The sequence below is a fragment of the Agrococcus terreus genome, from assembly GCF_014645235.1.
GTDB lineage: Bacteria > Actinomycetota > Actinomycetes > Actinomycetales > Microbacteriaceae > Agrococcus > Agrococcus terreus.
In genome coordinates, this window is the sequence record NZ_BMLM01000001.1 from 1,097,295 (window position 1) to 1,115,404 (window position 18,110).

The window sequence follows — 18,110 nt, forward strand, 5'->3', positions numbered from 1 at the left end:
GCGGCCGCCGATACCGTGGCGCCGTGCCCGCACCAGCCCAGCTCGCCTCCGCGCATCCCGCCCTCGCCGACGGCGCGCCGCTCGAGCTCGACGAGGCGCAGCGCGCCGTGCTGGCGCTGCCCGAGCGGGCGAGCGCCATCGTGCTGGGCGTCTCCGGCTCCGGCAAGACCACGACCCTCGTCGAGCTCGTCGCCGACCGGCTCGCCCACGGCCTCGACCCGGCCGAGCTGCTCGTCGTGGCGGGCTCGCGGCAGGCCGCGACCGCGCTCCGCGACCGGCTCGCGGCGCGCACCGGCGCCGTCACGCCCGGGCCCCTCGCGCGCTCGCTGCCGTCGTTCGCGCACGCCGTGCTCGCCGCCGTGGCGCTCGCCGAGGGGCGCCCCGCGCCGCAGCTGCTCTCGGGCGCCGAGCAGGACCGCATCATCGCGGCGATGCTCGCCGGCCACGCCGACGACGAGGCGGGCGGCGAGGGCCGCGGCCCCGCGTGGCCCGACCACCTGCACGCCGAGGTGCGCGAGCTCGCCGGCTTCCGGGCCGAGCTGCGCGAGCTGCTCGCCGCCGTCGCCGAGCGCGGCTGGGACGCCGACGACCTGCGCCGCACCGCGCACGAGCGCGAGATGCCGGAGTGGGCGGCCGCCGCCGACTTCCTCGACGAGTTCGAGCGCCTCCAGCGGCTCGAGCGGCGCGGCGCCGAGAGCGTCACCGCCGCCTCGCTGCTGCGCCGCGCGGCGCGCGCGGTCCGCGAGGCCGACCGCATTGCGCTGCCCTCGCTCGTCGTCGTCGACGACGCCCAGGAGCTGACGGAGGGCGCCGTCGTGCTGCTCGAGGCGCTCCGCGCCCGCGGGGCGTCGATCGTCGCGCTCGGCGACCCCGACACGACCACCGGCGGCTTCCGCGGCGCCGACCCGGGCCTCCTCGCCGCCCTGCCCGCGCGGCTCGGCTTCGAGCATGAGCCCGGGCACCGGCTCGTGCTCGCGACCGACCACCGCCACGGCCCGCACGTGCGCGCGCTCGCCGCGTCGCTCGCCGGCGGCATCGGCACCGCGGGCGCCGGCGACCACCGCCGCGCCGTCGCGGGCGGCGCGCCCGACGGCGTCGAGCTGCGCCTCGCCGCCTCGGTCGACGAGCAGGCGCGCCAGATCGCCCGCGCCATCCACGAGCGCCGCGCCGCGGGCGTGCCGCATGGCGGCATCGCCGTCGTCGCGCGCACGGGCCGCATCGCGGCGGAGCTCTCGTCGCTGCTCTCGGCGCTCGACGTGCCGGTCGCGTCCGGCGGCCCCACGCGGCTGCGCGAGGTCTCGGTCGTCGACGCGCTCGTGAGCGTGCTCGCGGTCGCCGCCGGGCGCGTGCCGCTCACGGCGGAGCTCGTCGAGCGCCTGCTGCGCGGCGACCTGCTCGGCCTCGACGCGCTCGCCGTGCGCCGCCTCAAGCGCGCGCTGCGGCACCGCATCATCGCCGCGGGCGGCGAGGTGCACGTGCCCGGGGCCGAGCTCGTCCGCGACGCGATCGACGACCCGAGCCTGCTCGAGGGGCTCGAGCGCGCGCGGCTCGCGGTGCCCGCCGCGCGACGGCTCGCGCGCATGCTCGCCGAGGCCCGCGAGCTCATCCACGCCGACGACCCCGCATCCGCCGACCGCGTCCTCTGGCGCGTGTGGTCGATCGCCGGCGTCGCGGAGCCGTGGCGCACGGCGGCGCTCGAGGGCGCCGGCGTCGAGCGCTCGCTCGCCAACCGCAGGCTCGACGCCGTCGTCGCGCTGTTCGACCAGGTCGCGCGCCTCATCGAGCGCCGGCCGGACGTCGACACCGGCGGGTTCGTCGACGCGTGGCTCGCCTCGAGCATCGACGACGACTCGCTCGCCGCTCGCGCCGAGGGCGACCGGGTGTCGATCGGCACGCCCGGCCAGCTCGTGGGCCGCGAGGTCGACACGGTGATCGTCGCCGGCCTCCAGGAGGGCGTCTGGCCCAACCTCCGCGCGCGCGGCTCGCTGCTGGGCGCCAACCGGCTCGACGGCGCCGCGACCGACGACGACCGCGTCGCGGTGCTCCACGACGAGCTGCGCACCTTCGCGAAGGCCGTGCAGGCGGCGCGGGCGCGCGTGGTGCTCACCGCGGTCGAGAGCGACGACGAGCAGCCATCGCCGTTCACCGCGGGCGTCCCCGTGGCGCCGGGCGGCGACGACCGGTGGCACTCGCTGCGCTCGCTCGTCGCGCACCTGCGCCGCCGCGTCGTCGACCAGGGCGACCGGGCGGCCGCGGCGGCGCTGCGCCGCCTGGCGGACGCCGGCGTGCCCGGCGCCGCCGTCGACCAGTGGTGGGGCCTCGCGCCCATCACGACCGAGCGCCGGCTCGACCAGGACGCCCCGGTCGCCGTCTCGCCCTCCGCGCTGCAGAAGCTGCAGGACTGCGAGGTCGACTGGGTCATCCAGCGGCTCGCCGGCTCGACCTCCAACCGCGCCGCAGGCTTCGGCACGATCGTGCACGAGGCGGTCGAGCGGGCCGACGCGACCGACCCGGCCGCGCTCGAGCGGTACATCGGCGACCGCTTCGGCGAGCTCGCCCACCCCTCCGCCTGGGAGGCCGCGCAGCAGCGCGGCGACGTGCCGCAGCTCGTCGCCCACATCGCCGACTACTTCCAGCGCCTCCGCGGCGAGGGGTGGACGGTCGTGCCCGGCGAGCACGAGGCCCGGTTCACCGTCGAGCTCGAGGGCGGCGCCGCCCTGCACGGCTCGATCGACTGGCTCGAGCACGGCGCCGACGGCACCGTGCGCGTCGTCGACCTCAAGACGGGCAAGCACAAGCCCGACGCGCATCCCGAGCTCGGCAACCTGCAGCTGCGCGCCTACCAGCTCGCGATCTCGCTCGGCGGCATCGAGGGCGTGCCCGCGAGCGCGCCGACCGAGGCCCGGCTCGTCATGCCGCGGCTCGGCACCAAGCAGAAGGTCGTCGCCGCCGACGCGTTCGAGGAGGTGCGCGAGGCCTTCGCCGAGCACCTCCGCGACGCCGTCGCCACCATGGGCGGCGCCCGCTTCTCGGCCTCGCCCGGCGAGCACTGCTGCGCCCCCTTCTCGTTCGGCCAGTGCGCCATCCACGTGCTCCCGGAGGTCACCGAATGACGCGATCGCCCGACGACATCGCCCGCGCCCTCGCCGAGGTGCAGGGCAAGCCCGTGCAGCCGCCGACCGACGAGCAGCGCGCCGTCATCGAGGCGCCGTCCGCCCCGACGCTCGTCGTCGCGGGCGCCGGCAGCGGCAAGACGCACACGATGGCGCAGCGCGTGCTCTGGCTCGTCGCCAACGAGCACGCCCTGCCCGACCAGGTGCTCGGCCTCACCTTCACCCGCAAGGCGGCGCGCGAGCTGCAGGACCGCCTCGACGACCAGCTCGTGCTGCTCGGCGAGGCGGGCCTCGTCGACCGGACGCTCGTCGCCACGAGCAAGCCCGTCGTCCAGACCTACAACTCCTTCGCGAGCAGCCTGTTCAAGGAGTGGGGCCTCCTGATCGGGCGCGATCCCGAGTCCGACGTGCTCACCGACCCGGCCGCGTTCATCCTCGCCCTGCGCGTCGCGCGCGCCTCCGACGACCTGCGGCTCGCGCAGATCGGCTCCGCCGCGGTCGTCGCGCAGGCCGTCGTGCAGCTCGCGGGCGAGCTCGGCGACCACCACGTGACGACCGACGCGCTGCGCCGGACCGGGCTCGCGCGCCGCTTCGCCGGGCTCGCCGACCTGCCGCCGCGCGCCGACGCGAAGCGGCCGCTCAGCCAGTCCGCGCTGAAGGACCTCGCGCGCGACGCCGCGAACGTCGGCGCGCTCGACGCCCTCGCCGACCTCGTCGACGCCTTCGACGAGCAGAAGCGGCGGCTCGGCGTCGTGCAGTTCAGCGACCAGGTGCGCTTCGCGATGGACGCGCTCGCGGCGCACCCCGGCGCGGCCGAGGAGCTCCGCGACCGGCACCGCTTCGTGCTGCTCGACGAGTTCCAGGACACCTCGGTGCTGCAGCTGCGGCTGCTGGGCACGATGTTCCGCGAGCAGCCGGTCATGGCGGTGGGCGACCCGAACCAGGCGATCTACGGCTTCCGCGGCGCGAGCGCCGGCACCCTCGCGCTCTTCGAGCGCCACTTCGGCGCGACCGCGAAGGCCGCGCTGTCGACGAGCTGGCGCAACGACCGCGAGATCCTGCGGATCGCCGGCACCGTCGCCGACGAGCTCCCCGTGCGCCCCGAGGTGCCCGTCCTGCCGCTGCAGGCGCGCGAGCACGCCGGGCCGGGCGTCGTCGCCGTGCGCCACCTCGAGACCGTCGACGACGAGGCGCGCGAGCTCGCCGCCTGGTTCGTCGAGCACGGGCTCGACGAGGGCCGCACCGCGGCGCTGCTCGTGCGCACGCACGGGCAGGGCATCGACCTCTCGAACGCGCTGCGTGCGCTCGGCGTGCGCGTCTCGCGCACCGGCGGCGGCGGCCTCCTCGAGGAGCCCGCCGTCGTCGACCTCGTCGCCGCGCTCCGGGTGCTCGGCCGGCCCGAGGAGGGCTCGGCACTCGTGCGGCTGCTCGCCGGCAGCCGCTGGCGGATCGGCGTCGCCGACCTCATGGCGCTGCAGCGCGCCGCCGGGCGCATGGCGTCGGCGGGGCTCACCGACGAGCAGCGCAGCAGCGACCGGAGCGCGGTCGTGCCCGAGGCGTCGGCGTCGATCGTCGACGCGCTCGACGCCCTGCTCGAGTCCGACGGGCTCGAGGGCGCCACCGACGAGGGCGTCGCCCGCATGCGCGACGCGGCGCAGCTGCTGCGCTCGCTGCGCCGCAGCGCCGGCATGCCGCTCGTCGACTTCGTCCGCCTCGTCGAGCGCGCGCTGCGCCTCGACATCGAGGTCGACGCGCACTCCGGCCGCACCGCCGCGGCGCTCGACGCGTTCGCGCGCGAGGTGCACGCCTTCGCGACCGCCGACGAGCAGGGCGGCCTCGAGTCGCTGCTCGTCTACCTCGAGGCGGTCGAGGCCGGCCGCGGTCCGGACGCGCCGCAGCTCGAGGCGCAGCCCGGCACCGTGCAGGTCATGACGATGCACGCCTCGAAGGGCCTCGAGTGGGACCTCGTCGCGCTGCCGCGGCTCGCGGCGGCGCAGGCCGACCCGAGCTCGAAGGGCTGGCTCGACCGCGCGCGGCTGCCGTTCCCGCTGCGCGGCGACGCGACGATGCTGCCCGAGCTCGACCACGAGCAGCCGACGGCGCACGACTACCTCGACGCGCGCGGCGACTTCACCGCCGCGCTCAAGGCCCACGACGAGTCCGAGCGCGACCGCCTCTCGTACGTCGCCGTGACCCGCGCGCGCAGCGCGCTCTGGCTCTCCGGGGCGCTCTGGTACGGCAGCGGCACGATGGCCGCGAGGCCCACGAAGCTGCTCCTGCTCGCCGCCGAGGCGACGGGCGCGCCGCTGCTCGAGCAGCCCGAGCGGGGCACCCCGAACCCGCGCTCCGGCACCGCGGCGACGACCGTCTGGCCCGCCGACCCGCTCGGCGCCCGCCGCGACGCCGTCGAGCGCGGCGCGGCGCTCGTCGAGGACGCCGACCCCGGCGCCGCGACGCCGTGGGACGACGCCATCCGCCTGCTGCTCGACGACCGCGACGCCGCGCGGCTCGCGCTGCCAACCCGTATCGCCGCCTCCGGCTTCAAGGACTGGGCCGCGGATCCGGTCGCCGTCGCGCGCTCGATCGCCCGCCCCATGCCGCAGGAGCCGTTCGCCGCCACCCGGCTCGGCACGCTCTTCCACAGCTGGGTCGAACGGCGCGGCAGCGCCATCGGGCTGGGCGACGCGCTCGACGACGATGCGCTCGACGAGGAGCTCGTCGGCATCGACGCCGACCGCCTCGAGCGGCTCAAGGCCACCTTCCTCGCCTCGCCCTACGGCACGCGCGAGGTGGCCGAGACCGAGCTCGAGGTGCACCTGCCCCTCGCCGGCACCACCGTCGTCTGCAAGCTCGACGCCGTCTACCGCGACGGCGAGCGCGCGACCGTCGTCGACTGGAAGACGGGCGCCCTCCCGCGCGACGCCGCCGACCTCGAGGCCCGCCAGCTGCAGCTGGCGCTGTACCGCGCCGCGTACGCCGCGCACGCGGGCATCGATCCCGAGCTCGTCGACGCGGAGCTGTACTTCGTCGAGCACGACGAGGTCGTGCGGCCGCCGCGCATCGAGTCGCTGGCCGAGCTCGAGCAGCGATGGCTCGCCGCGCAGCAGGCGGTCGCCGCCGCGTCAGCGGCCGGCTGAGGCCTCGCGCTCGTCGTCGAAGCCGGCGTCGAGGCGCTGCTCGGCGGTCCGGTCGTCGCGCGCGCTCTCGCCGAGGTACGCCTGCACGTCCGCGAGGTCCATCGTCTCGAGCCGCTGCGGCTCGATCGCCGCCGAGGGGTCGCGGTCGACGCGCTGTACGAGGCCCGAGAGCATGCCGGCGGCATCGGCGACGATCGCGTCGTCGCCGCGGTCGACGCCGTGGAGCAGCCAGCGCGCCACGTCGAGCTCCGCGTGGAGCATCGCGCGCTGGCGCACGTGCCGGTCGCCGATGCCGCGCGCCGCGGCGTGCGCCTCGAACGCCTCGTCGACGCTGCCGAACTCGCTCGAGCCGAGCAGGAACGCCAGGTCCCGGGCCGGGTCGCCGACCGAGAGCGCGTGCCAGCCGTCGAGGCCGGTCACCCGACCGCCCTCGATGCGGAACGCCGGCGCCTGCAGGTCGCCGTGGACGACCGCCGGCTTGAACTGCCAGAGGCGGTCGTCGCCGAGGGCGCGCTCCCAGCGCTCGAGGAGCGGCGCGGGCACCGAGCCGGTCGCCGCGGCGCGGTCGAAGGTGTCGAGCAGGCCCTGGCGCACCGAGGCCGCGGCCGCGTGCGGCAGCCCGGCGTCGGAGACCACCGAGGTGGGCAGCTCGTGGATCGCGGCGATCGCCTGGCCGACGCTGGGTGCGAGGCCGGGGGCGGCGGGGGAGACGTCGGCGAGCCGCATGGGCGTGCCGCCCAGCCGGGTGAGCACGAACACGCGCGAGCGGCCCGCGGGCGCGCTGCCGAGCACGGCCGGCACCTCGAACGGGAGCCGCGAGCGGGTCGCGGGCGTGAGCGCCGCGAGGGCCGCCTCGTGCTCCTCGGCCGTGCGCAGGGCCGAGACGGAGCGGGGGAGCACGAGCAGGGCCGTCTCGCCGTCGGCGAGGCGCGCCGCCACCTGCGAGCGGTGCTCGTCGGAGCCGTCCTCGGTCGCGCCCACCACGGCGAGGCCCTCGACTGCGGTCGTCGCGAGCGCGGCTAGAGTGAAGGGGTTCGTGCTCATGGATGCCAGGCTAGGCGGCGCGCGCCCTCCCGGGGCGGCGCCACGCGACGGAGGTGACGTGCAGGTTCCGCCGCTCGCCCGCTCGGCGCTCGACCGCGACCACGCGGGGAGGCTCCAGCAGGACGCCGTCTCCCGCGCGCTCGCCGACGCCGCGACGCGCGTCGTCCCCATCGCAGGCGACCGCGCCCCCGTGCGCGACGGCCGCCTCGTGCGGCTCGCGCCGGGCGCCGTCCCGGCCGACGCCGCGCTCGTCGAGCCGCCCGTGCCGATGAGCTGGCTCGGCCGCGCCCGCGGCGCCGAGGGCGAGCCCGGCGGCGTCGTGCTCAGCCTGCTCGTCGCCGAGCCCTTCGACGTCGACGGCGCCGAGTGGCGGTCGCTCCGCGAGGTGGGTGCCGCGCTCGACGACGAGGACGCCGGCGTGCTCACCCAGGCCGTCGCGCTCGGCGTCTGGCAGCGCGAGAGCGCCCACAGCCCGGTCGACGGCCTGCCCGCCGGCTTCGAGGAGTCGGGCTGGGTGCGCCGCGACAGCGGCGGCACCCCGCACTTCCCCCGCACCGACCCCGCGGTCATCGTCGCCATCCACGACCCGGCCGATGAGCGCATCCTGCTCGGCCACAACGCCGCCTGGCCCGAGGGTCGCTACTCGCTCATCGCCGGCTTCGTCGACCCGGGGGAGTCGCTCGAGGCGGCCGTCGTGCGCGAGGTGCACGAGGAGACGGGGCTCGTCGTCGTCGAGCCGCGCTACCTCGGCTCGCAGCCGTGGCCGTTCCCGCGCAGCCTCATGCTCGGCTTCGAGTGCGTCGCGCCCGACCCCGAGCCCATCCGCCCCGACGGCGTCGAGATCCTCGACGTGCGCTGGTTCTCGCGCGAGGAGCTGCGCGCCGGCGCCATCCAGCTGCCGGGGCCGACCTCGATCGCCTCCTGGATCCTGGAGGCGTGGATCGCGCGCGAGCCGCGCGGCCGCGCGTGACCGCAGCGCTCACGGACGCGACGCCGAGGGCGGCGCGCTGATGGACGCCGACGCGATCCTCGCCGGCCTCGACGAGCAGCAGCGGCAGGCCGCGACCACCCTCGGCGGACCGGTCGCGATCCTCGCGGGCGCCGGCACCGGCAAGACGCGCGCGATCACCCACCGCATCGCCTACGCGGTCGCGACGGGCGAGCACGCCGAGCACGCCTCGCTCGCCCTCACCTTCACCTCGCGCGCCGCAGGCGAGATGCGCACGCGGCTCGCGCGGCTCGGCGCGGGCGGCGTGCAGGCGCGCACGTTCCACGCCGCCGCGCTCGCGCAGCTGTCCCACTTCTGGCCGCGCATCACCGGCTCCGGCATGCCGCAGCTGCTGGCGCAGAAGGCGTCGACGGTCGCCGACGCGGCCGCCCAGCTGCGGCTGCGGCTGCCGACGGCGCAGCTGCGCGACGCGGCCGGCGAGATCGAGTGGCGCAAGTCGCAGGCGATGACGATGGAGGACTACGGCGTCCAGGCGCGCATCCGGCCGATGCCGACCGGGATCGACCCCGAGGCGATGCTCGACCTCCACATGGCCTACGAGCGCGTCAAGGACGAGCGGCGGCAGCTGGACTTCGAGGACGTGCTGCTCGCGACGGCCGGCATGCTCGAGCGCGAGCCCGTCGCCGCCGACGAGGTGCGGGCCCGCTACCGCCACTTCACCGTCGACGAGTTCCAGGACGTCTCGCCCATGCAGCAGCGGGTGCTCGACGCCTGGCTCGGCGACCGCCGCGACGTGTGCGTCGTCGGCGACCCGAGCCAGACGATCTACTCGTTCGCGGGCGCCGACGCCGCGAGCCTCTCGCGGTTCGTGCACGACCACCCCGACGCCGAGGTCGTGCGGCTCGAGCGCTCCTACCGCTCGACCGGCGCCATCGTGGGCGCCGCGAACCGCCTCATGCGCGGCCGCGAGGCGCTCACCCTGCACGCCGCGTCGCAGGAGCCCGGGCCGGAGCCGGCGCTCGCGGCGCACGGCAACGACTCCGCCGAGGCCGCTGCGATCGCCGCCGCGTGCCGCGCGCAGGTCGATCGCGGCGCCAACCCGGGCGACATCGCGATCCTCACGCGCTTCCACGCCCAGTCGGGGCTCCTCGAACAGGCGCTCGCGTCCGTCGGCCTGTCGTCGACCGTGCGCGGCTCGCGGCGCTTCTTCGAGATCCCGGTCGTGCAGCGCGCGGTGCTCATGCTGCGCAGCGCGCCGCCGGACGGCCGGCCCGTGTTCCAGGCGGTGACCGACATCGTCATGGGCCTCGGCTACCGGGCGGAGCCGCCCGCGACCCACGGCGAGGAGCGGGCGCAGTGGGATGCGCTCCATGCGCTCGTGACGCTCGCGGAGGAGACCGACGGCACCGACCTCGCCGGCTTCGCGCGCGAGCTGCAGCGCCGCGCCGCGACCGAGCACGAGCCGACCGTCGCCGCCGTCACCATCGCGACGATCCACGCTGCGAAGGGCCTCGAGTGGCAGCACGTGCACGTGTGCGGGCTCGCCGAGGGGCTGCTGCCGGTCTCGCACGCGACGTCGCTCGCCGAGATCGACGAGGAGCGGCGGCTGCTCTACGTCGCCATCACGCGCGCGCAGCGCACGCTCTCGCTCACGTGGGCGCGGAGCTCCGGGCACGCCGTCAGGCAGCCCTCGCGGTTCCTCGCCGAGCTCGGCACGCGCACGGCAACGGCGCGGGGAGGGCGCTGACCGCGCCGTCGCGCTGCGCGATCCGGGCGCCCCAGCCGTCGGGCAGCTCACCCGCCGCGGCGAGCCGGAGCCCGCTCAGCACGGTCGCGACGACCTGCCAGCGCGCGGCGGCGCCGGGCACCGGCACGAGGTGCGCCGGCATCGGGCCGCCCTCGTGGGCGCCGACGCACCGCTCGCAGCCGCCGCGGCCGGCGGGGCCGACCTGGATCCACGCGTCCCCGACGACCACCGGCAGGTGCGGGGCGTCGTCGGCGACGAGCCGTCGCACCTCGCCCGCCGGGAGCCGCCAGGGGGCCACGGGCACGACGAGCGCCTCGCCTGAGGGGTGGCCGGCCGCCCGCGCGGCCCGCTGGATCGTGCGAGCGAGCGCGAGCCTGCCGCGCACCCGCACGGCGATGCAGGCGGACGGCGCGTCGAGGGCCGGGCCGACGCGCTCGAGCAGCTCGCGCGCCGCATCGGCGCCGAGCAGCTGGTCGAGCTCGGGCCGCAGCACGCCGCGGACGAGCGCCGCGACGCCGCGCATCGAGGCGTCGTCGTCGGCGAGCTCGGCGACGGGCGCCTGCGCGCCGATCGAGACGCGGTCGGGCGAGGAGCGGAAGAGGGCGAGGCGGGGGTCGAGTCGGAGCATGGCCGGATGATGCGCCGGCGCGGGGCGCGGCGTCGGCGGCTGTCCACAGGAGCGGTGCGTCGGCCCCTCTCGTGGCGCGTCGCGCTGCGCGCGGCGCTCCTCGACCGGCGGGGCTCAGCGCTCCGGGCGGTCGTCCGGGTCGTCCTGGTCGTCGTCCTCCGCCGCGGGCGCTGCGTCCGGCTCCGCGTCGCCCGCGGGCGTCGCCTCGCCCTCGGCCGGCTGCTCGTCCGCGCGCGCAGCGTCGTCGAGCAGCGCCTGCAGCGCGAGGTCCATCTCGTCGAGCTCGCCCCCGCCCTGCAGCCGCGCGATCGCGCGCGAGGGGTCGTCGATGTCGGCTGCCGTCGGCACGAGGTCGGGCTGGTCCCACAGCGAGTCGCGCGCCTCCGGGCCGACCGCCTCGGTGACCGCGCGCCAGAACGCCGCCGCCTCGCGCAGGCGACGCGGGCGGATCTCGAGGCCCACGAGCGTGCCGAAGGCCTTCTCGGCCGGCCCGCCCGTCGCGCGGCGGCGGCGGACGGTCTCGGCGATCGCGTCGCGCTTGGGCAGGCGCGCCGTGGCCGCCTCGGTCACGCAGTCGACCCATCCCTCGATGAGCGCGATCGTCGTCTCGAGCCGCGCGAGCGCCTCCTGCTGCTCCTCGGTCTTCGGTGGGATGAGCGCACCGGAGCTGAGCGCTTCGCGCAGCTCCTCGGGGTTCGAGGGGTCGAAGCCCTCGGCGAGCTGCTCGAGGCGCTCGACGTCGATGCGGATGCCCTCGGCGTACTCGCGCACCGACGAGAGCACGTGCAGGCGCAGCCAGCGCGCGTGGTGGAAGAGGCGCGCGTGCGCGAGCTCGCGCACGGCGGTCCAGATGCGCACCTGGTCCTCGGGGATCTCGAGCCCCTCCGCGAGCGTGCGCAGGTTCACGGGCAGCAGCGTCGCCTCGTCCTGCAGGAGCGGGAAGCCGAAGTCGCCACCGGCGATCGTCTCGCCCGCGAGCTGGCCGACGACGTTGCCGAGCTGCATGGCGAACATCGTGCCGCCGACGTTGCGGAGGATGCGCTCGGCGCCCGCCAGCATCTCCTGCGCCTCCTCGGGCGCGTGCTCCTGCATGGCGCGCGTGAGCGCGCCCGCGATGCTCGAGGCGACGGGCTCGGCCATCTCCTGCCACACGGGGAGCGTCGCGTCGACCCACTGCTGGCGGGAGCGCAGCGTCACGTCGCTCGCGCCGCCCCAGGTGGTCGCCTCGTCGAGCCACATGGCGGCGAGCTCGACGGCCTGCCGCACGGCGTCGCGCTCGGCGGTCGTCACCGAGCCCGGGTCGCGCTGCACGACGGCGCGCGCCTGGCGCTCGGCCGCCGACCAGTCGATGCCGTCCTCGGTGCGCGCGAGCGCCGCCTGCAGCTGGGCCATGAGCGCCTGCAGCTGGGCGGGGTCGGAGGGCATGCCCGCGGCGCCCGCGAGGCGGGCGGGATCGATGGGACCCTCGCCCGAGAGGAAGCGCTGCAGCATCTCGCGGAGCTCGTCCTCGGGCCGCCGGTCGTCGGGTTCCTCAGGCATGCGACTACGCTAGCCCCAGCATGTCCGAGCCCGCCGGGATCACGCCCCAGTCGCCCTCCGCCGTCCGCGAACACGCGGTGCGGCCGCGCTTCCCCGACGTCCGGCCGCGGCGCATCCGCCGTGCCGGCTGGATCGGGATCCTCGTCGCGTCCGCCGCCTCCGTCGGCCTCGCCTTCGTGCCCTCGCCGTACATCGTCGAGCAGCCCGGCCCCACGTGGGACACGCTCGGCGCCACCGACGCCGGCCCGCTCATCCAGATCGACGAGGTGCAGACGTACCCGACCGAGGGGGAGCTGCGGCTGCTGACGGTCGCGCTGCTCGGCAACCCGCAGCAGCCGCTCACGTGGTTCGACGTGGCCGAGGCGTACCTCGACCCCTCCGACGCGATCATCCCGATGGATGCGGCCTTCCCGCCCTCGCAGACGGTCGAGCAGTCGAACGAGGCCGGCCGCATCGAGATGCAGAACTCGCAGTCGTCCGCGATCGCGGCGGCGCTGCTGCACGAGGGCTACGAGGTCGACAGCGACGTCCGCATCGCCGGCGTCATCCCCGGCTCGCCCGCCGAGGGCCTGCTCGAGGAGGGCGACCGGATCCTGAGCGTCAACGGCGAGACCGCCTACGACGTGTGGTCCATCCGCGCCGCGATCGCGAGCCGCGACGGCGCCTCCACGTTCGCCCTCGAGCGCGGCGACGAGCAGCTCGAGGTCGACGTCGTGCCGGTCGTCGACGGCGACCAGCGGCTCGTGGGCGTCTACCCGGCGAACGAGTTCGCGTTCCCCTTCCCCGTGCACATCGAGCTGCCGAACGTGGGCGGCCCGAGCGCCGGCATGATGTTCGCGCTCGGCATCGTCGACGAGCTCACGCCCGGCGCGATGACCGCCGGCACGCACTGGGCCGGCACCGGCACGATCTCGGCGCTCGGCGACGTCGGCGGGATCGGCGGCATCGTGCAGAAGATGCACGGCGCGGTCGACGCCGGCGCCACGCACTTCCTCGCGCCGGCCGAGAACTGCGGCGAGGTCGTGGGCCACGTGCCCGACGGCCTCGAGGTGTTCGCCGTCGCGACGCTCGACGAGGCGATCGCCGCGGTCCAGGCCGTCGCCGCGGGCGAGGACACCTCTGGCCTGCCGACCTGCGAGGACGTCAGCGGCTCATAGGAGCGGTGGATACGATGGGCTGACCGCCCGCCGAGCCACTGGAGCCACCCGACGTGTCCGCCAACGCCGAACGCCCGCCTTCGACGACGAGCCGGCAGCGGCCGTCGCCCCTCCTCATCACCGTCGCCATCGTCGGCGCGATCGTGGGCGGGTTCGTCCTCTTCTCCGGCTTCTACGCCGACATCCTCTGGTTCGACCAGCTGGGCTTCGTGCAGATCCTGCAGACCCGCTGGCTGTCGATCGGCGCGCTGTTCCTCGCCGGCTTCCTCGGCATGGCCGTGCCGCTCGCGATCGCGATCCAGGTCGCGTTCCGCTCGCGGCCGATGTACGCGCAGCTGAACTCGCAGCTCGACCGCTACCAGGAGCTCGTCGAGCCGCTCCGCAAGGTCGGCATGTGGGCCGTGCCCGTCGCCCTCGGCGTCTTCGCCGGCATCGCCTCGGCCGCCCAGTGGGAGCTCGCGCAGCTGTGGCTGCACCGCCGCCCGTTCGGCGAGGCCGACCCCCAGTTCGGCATCGATCTCGGCTTCTACGTCTTCGAGCTGCCGTTCTACCAGCAGATCGTCGGCTTCGCGCTCGCCGTGCTGTTCATCTGCGCGGTCGCGACGCTCGCGACGGCGTACCTGTACGGCGCCATCCGCCTGACGGGCCGCGAGTTCCGCATCTCGCGCTCCGCGCGCATCCAGCTCGCCGTGATCGTCGCGCTGTACATGCTCACGATCGGCGTCTCGATCTGGCTGAGCCAGTACGCCGCGCTGTCGCAGGCCTCGCAGGGCTTCCTCAACGCGGGCGCCGGCTACACCGAGGTGAACGCGATCATCCCGGGCCTGCAGATCCTCGCAGGCATCGCGGGCCTCGTCGCGCTGTTCTTCATCCTCACGGCCGTCATCGGCCGCTGGCGCATCTCGATCGTCGGCACGGCGCTGCTCGTCGCCGCGTCGCTCGTCGTCGGCGTCGCCTACCCGGCGATCGTGCAGCGCTTCCAGGTCGACCCGAGCCCGCTCTCGCTCGAGGCCGAGTACATCGAGCGCAACATCGACGCGACGCGCGCCGCGTGGGGCGTCGACGGCATGGTGGAGGAGCAGACCGACGCCGTCACCGACGCCGAGCCCGGCGCGCTCCGCGAGGACGCCGACACGGCGGCGAACATCCGCATCATCGACCCGGCGCTCGTCACCGACGCGTTCGCGAACCTCCAGGAGTACCGCCCGTACTACGGCTTCCCGGAGCAGCTCGACGTCGGCCGCTACGAGATCGACGGGCAGATCCAGGACACCGTGATCGCGGTGCGCGAGCTCGACCAGTCCGGCCTCGACGAGGACAGCTGGTACAACCGCCACATCGTCTACACGCACGGCTACGGCGTCGTCGCGGCCAACGGCAACCAGCGCGGCCCCGAGGGCCAGCCGGTGTTCCTGCAGTCGGGCATCCCGACCACGGGCGAGCTGGGCGACTACGAGCCGCGCATCTACTTCGGCGAGACGAGCCCCGAGTACTCGATCGTCGGCGGCCCGGAGGGCGGCCCGCAGCTCGAGCTCGACTACCCCCGCTCGACCGAGGAGGGCAGCGGCAACGCGAACACGACCTTCTCGGGCGACGGCGGCCCGAAGCTCGACAACTTCGTGAAGCGGCTCGTGTACGCGCTGCAGTTCCAGTCGGAGCAGATCGTGCTCTCGGACGCGATCAACGACGAGTCGCAGATCCTCTACGACCGCGACCCGCGCGAGCGCGTCCAGTCCGTCGCCCCGTACCTGACGCTCGACACCGATCCGTACCCGGCCGTTGTCGACGACCGCGTCGTGTGGATCGTCGACGGCATGACGACCTCGTCGACCGTGCCGTACTCGACCCACCAGGCCGTCTCGCGCACCATCGCCGACTCCACCAACCCGACGCCGCTGACGACGACGAACGACTGGGTCAACTACATGCGGAACTCCGTCAAGGCGGTCGTCGACGCCTACGACGGCTCCGTCTCGCTATACGCCTGGGACCCGGAAGACCCGATCCTGCAGGCGTGGATGGAGGTGTACCCGGGCACCATCCAGCCGATGGAGGAGATGTCGGGCGACCTCATGAGCCAGGTCCGGTACCCGACCGACCTGTTCAAGCTGCAGCGCGCCATCCTCGGCGACTACCACGTCACGAACCCGGCGACCTTCTTCTCCGGAGACGACCAGTGGTCGACCCCGACGGAGCCCACCTGGGACAGCCAGAGCCAGGCGCCGTACCAGCCGCCGTACTACCTGACGATGTCCATCGACGGGAAGGACCCGGCGTTCACGCTGTACTCCACCTTCATCCCGCGCGACGGCCGCAACGTGCTGTACGGCTACCTGTCGGTGAACGCCGACGCGGGCTCGACCGAGGGGGAGGTGAGCGAGGACTACGGCCAGCTGACCCTGCAGATGCTCCCGAAGGACAGATCGATCCCGGGGCCGGGCCAGGTGCAGAACACCTTCGACACCGACGACCAGGTCTCGCGCGAGCTCAACCTGCTCCGCCAGGGCGCCTCCGAGGTGATCAACGGCAACCTGCTCACCCTGCCCGTCGGCGGCGGCCTGCTCTACGTGCAGCCCGTCTACCTGCGCTCGACCGGTGCGACCTCGTACCCGGTGCTCCGCAAGATCCTCGTCTCCTTCGGCAACGACATCGCGTTCGAGGACACGCTCGACGAGGCGCTCGACGCGCTCTTCGGCGGCGACTCGGGTGCGCAGGCGGGCGACTCCGGCACCGATCCGGGCGCCGAGGGGGAGGAGCCGGGCACTGGCGAGGGCGAGGGCACGGAGCAGCCTCCCGCCGACCTGCAGGCGCAGCTCGATGCGGCGCTGCAGGAGGCGCAGGCGGCCATCGCGGCCCGCCAGGAGGCGTACGCGGCCAACGACCTCGTCGCGGCCGCCGAGGCGGACAACCGCCTCACCGCGGCGCTGACGCGGGCGATCCAGGTGTCCGACCAGATCGACGCGGCGGCGGGCGACGAGGCGGAGGCCGAGCCGGCCCCCACGGAGACGCCGGCGCCCTAGCCGATTTGGCCCACCCCGCGGCGCCTGGTAACGTATTCCTCGTGCCGCGGGGTGGAGCAGTTCGGTAGCTCGCCGGGCTCATAACCCGGAGGTCGCAGGTTCAAATCCTGTCCCCGCAACGAGAGACGCAGCAGCTGCGGCACAGAAGAGGGATCCGAGAGGGTCCCTCTTCTGCTGTCCGCGCGCGTCTCTCGACGCTCGCGGCGCGCGCCGCCTGAGCAGACCCTGCGCCGCCCGGCGGTGCTGGCATGGATCAGCGGGGCTACGCTCCGAGCATGGCCCGCTTCGAGATCGTCCGCACCGCCGACATCGCCGCGCCGCGCGAGCGCGTCCACGCGCTCGTCGACGACTTCCACGACTGGTCGCGGTGGTCGCCGTGGGAGGACGTCGACCCGGCGCTCCGCCGCAGCTACAGCGGCGCCGACCGCGGCGTCGGCGCCCGCTACGGCTGGGAGGGCAATCGGCAGGCCGGCAGGGGCTCGATGGAGATCCTCGAGTCGACCCCCGAGCGCATCCGCATCGACCTGCGCTTCGAGAAGCCGATCAAGGCCCGCCACGAGCTCGAGCACGGGTTCGCCGACCACCCCGACGGCACGCGCGTCACCTGGACGATGCGCGGCGAGAACCGGGGGCTGCACGCCCTGTTCTGGCGCCTCTTCCCGATGGAGCGCGAGCTCGGCAAGCAGTTCGAGCAGGGCCTCGCGAAGCTGCGGGCCGCCGCGGAGGGCTGAGCCCGGCTACTCGAACAGGCCGCCGATCCCGCCGCCCCCGCTGTTCTGGCCGGAGGCCTCCGGCCGGCCCTCGCTCGGCTGCACGACGACGAAGCCGGGGCCGTGGAAGGCGAGCTGGAACGCCTCGCCGGTGCCGCCGCGCAGCATCGAGCGGAGGTTCATGCTGTTCTGGATCTGCGGCTGCAGGTTCGCCGACCAGCAGACCGCCGCGTTCGGGTCGACGTAGGTGGGCTGCCGCGAGCAGTCGAGCAGCAGCGGCTGCCCGTCGCAGGAGAGCGCGACGGTGCCGCGGCCGCCGATCTCGAGGTTGAAGAGGCCGCCGGCCATCATGCCGCCCCCGGAGCGGAGCATCTTGATGTCCCACTGCAGCGCCTGGTCGAAGGCGAGCAGGCTCGAGCCGTTCACGGTGAGGCCCTCGTCCTCGAGGAGCACCGTGAAGATGTTCTGCGCGTCGCGCGCCAGGAACACCTCGCCCTGCCCGCGCATGCGCATGAGCGGCGCGCCCTCGCCCGTCACCATCTGCTTCAGGAAGCGCGCGGCCGAGCCGGCGCCCTCGTGCTGGAACTCGATCTGCCCCTGGAAGGCGACCATCGCGCCCTTCGCGGCGATGACGTCGCCGCCGCTCGAGACGTTCACGCGCAGCATCTTGGACGACTGCTTCGTCCACCGCTCCGCCGACTGGATCTCCTGGTTCGCCTCGGCGAACAGCTCGCTCCTCATGCCCGGCCCTCCAGAGCCTCTTCCAGCCGCTCGACCTTGCCGTCGAGCTCGCCCTGCCATCCCGGTCGGATGTCGGCCTTGAGGACGAGGGAGGCGCGCGGGCTCACGGCGAGCACGGCGTCGGTCGCGCGGCGGACGACGTCGAACACCGCGTCCCACTCGCCCTCGATCGTCGTGAACATGGCGTCGGTCCGGTGCGGCAGCCCGCTCTCGCGGACGACGCGCACGGCGGCGGCCACGGCATCGTGCACCGAGCCGTCCGGACCTGCGGTGGCCGGGGCCACGGAGAATGCGACGAGCATCCTGCTCCCTTCGTCGGTGCGAT

The 18,110-nt window shown here is 75.2% G+C and carries 12 protein-coding genes and 1 tRNA gene; 8 read left to right on the forward strand and 5 right to left on the reverse strand.

What is annotated here, in order from left to right:
- The first annotated feature begins 23 nt into the window (after window positions 1-23).
- Together IEW90_RS05360 and IEW90_RS05365 are read left to right on the forward strand one after the other, a co-directional pair.
- Window positions 24-3,113, forward strand: a complete 3,090-nt coding sequence (locus tag IEW90_RS05360) for a UrvD/REP family ATP-dependent DNA helicase (RefSeq protein ID WP_188716799.1) — start codon at window positions 24-26, stop codon at window positions 3,111-3,113.
- Window positions 3,110-6,250, forward strand: coding sequence for an ATP-dependent helicase (locus tag IEW90_RS05365; RefSeq protein WP_188716801.1), 3,141 nt, complete (start codon window positions 3,110-3,112; stop codon window positions 6,248-6,250). The genes IEW90_RS05360 and IEW90_RS05365 overlap by 4 nt, the downstream gene beginning before the upstream one ends.
- Here the strand turns inward: IEW90_RS05365 and IEW90_RS05370 are convergent.
- On the reverse strand, window positions 6,236-7,294 hold the full coding sequence (locus IEW90_RS05370; protein ID WP_188716803.1) for a phosphotransferase: 1,059 nt from the start codon (window positions 7,292-7,294) through the stop codon (window positions 6,236-6,238). The genes IEW90_RS05365 and IEW90_RS05370 overlap by 15 nt on opposite strands.
- A gap of 58 nt (window positions 7,295-7,352) precedes the next feature.
- Here IEW90_RS05370 and nudC point away from each other — a divergent pair, with 58 nt between their 5' ends.
- Together nudC and IEW90_RS05380 are read left to right on the forward strand one after the other, a co-directional pair.
- The gene (nudC, locus tag IEW90_RS05375; protein WP_229679495.1) at window positions 7,353-8,264 is read left to right on the forward strand and encodes an NAD(+) diphosphatase; all 912 of its coding nucleotides are present in this window, start codon (window positions 7,353-7,355) and stop codon (window positions 8,262-8,264) included.
- A gap of 40 nt (window positions 8,265-8,304) precedes the next feature.
- Complete coding sequence (locus IEW90_RS05380) at window positions 8,305-9,990, forward strand: ATP-dependent helicase (protein WP_188716808.1); 1,686 nt, start codon at window positions 8,305-8,307, stop codon at window positions 9,988-9,990.
- Here the strand turns inward: IEW90_RS05380 and IEW90_RS05385 are convergent.
- Window positions 9,923-10,618 carry a hypothetical protein gene (locus tag IEW90_RS05385; RefSeq protein ID WP_188716810.1) on the reverse strand — a complete coding sequence of 232 codons (696 nt, stop codon included), beginning with the start codon at window positions 10,616-10,618 and terminating at the stop codon, window positions 9,923-9,925. The genes IEW90_RS05380 and IEW90_RS05385 overlap by 68 nt on opposite strands.
- A 114-nt stretch (window positions 10,619-10,732) precedes the next feature.
- Window positions 10,733-12,157 carry a zinc-dependent metalloprotease gene (locus IEW90_RS05390; RefSeq protein ID WP_188716812.1) on the reverse strand — a complete coding sequence of 475 codons (1,425 nt, stop codon included), beginning with the start codon at window positions 12,155-12,157 and terminating at the stop codon, window positions 10,733-10,735.
- Between the two features lie 20 nt (window positions 12,158-12,177).
- On the opposite strand from IEW90_RS05390, the gene IEW90_RS05395 reads away from it, so the two are divergent.
- The 4 genes from IEW90_RS05395 (at window position 12,178) to IEW90_RS05410 (ending at window position 17,065) form a co-directional block, all read left to right on the forward strand.
- Window positions 12,178-13,314 (forward strand): YlbL family protein, encoded by a 1,137-nt coding sequence (locus IEW90_RS05395; protein ID WP_188716814.1) that lies wholly within the window; start codon window positions 12,178-12,180, stop codon window positions 13,312-13,314.
- Window positions 13,315-13,367: 53 nt separating this feature from the next.
- Window positions 13,368-16,334 carry a UPF0182 family membrane protein gene (locus IEW90_RS05400; RefSeq protein WP_188716816.1) on the forward strand — a complete coding sequence of 989 codons (2,967 nt, stop codon included), beginning with the start codon at window positions 13,368-13,370 and terminating at the stop codon, window positions 16,332-16,334.
- Between the two features lie 45 nt (window positions 16,335-16,379).
- Window positions 16,380-16,453: transfer RNA gene (locus IEW90_RS05405), tRNA-Met, on the forward strand.
- A 156-nt stretch (window positions 16,454-16,609) separates the two neighbouring features.
- Window positions 16,610-17,065 carry an SRPBCC family protein gene (locus tag IEW90_RS05410; protein WP_188716818.1) on the forward strand — a complete coding sequence of 152 codons (456 nt, stop codon included), beginning with the start codon at window positions 16,610-16,612 and terminating at the stop codon, window positions 17,063-17,065.
- A gap of 6 nt (window positions 17,066-17,071) precedes the next feature.
- Here the strand turns inward: IEW90_RS05410 and IEW90_RS05415 are convergent, their stop codons facing one another.
- Window positions 17,072-17,785 carry an AIM24 family protein gene (locus IEW90_RS05415; protein ID WP_188716821.1) on the reverse strand — a complete coding sequence of 238 codons (714 nt, stop codon included), beginning with the start codon at window positions 17,783-17,785 and terminating at the stop codon, window positions 17,072-17,074.
- Window positions 17,782-18,087, reverse strand: coding sequence for a thiamine-binding protein (locus IEW90_RS05420; protein ID WP_188716823.1), 306 nt, complete (start codon window positions 18,085-18,087; stop codon window positions 17,782-17,784). Before IEW90_RS05420 ends, IEW90_RS05415 begins: the two co-directional genes overlap by 4 nt.
- Window positions 18,088-18,110: the final 23 nt, after the last annotated feature.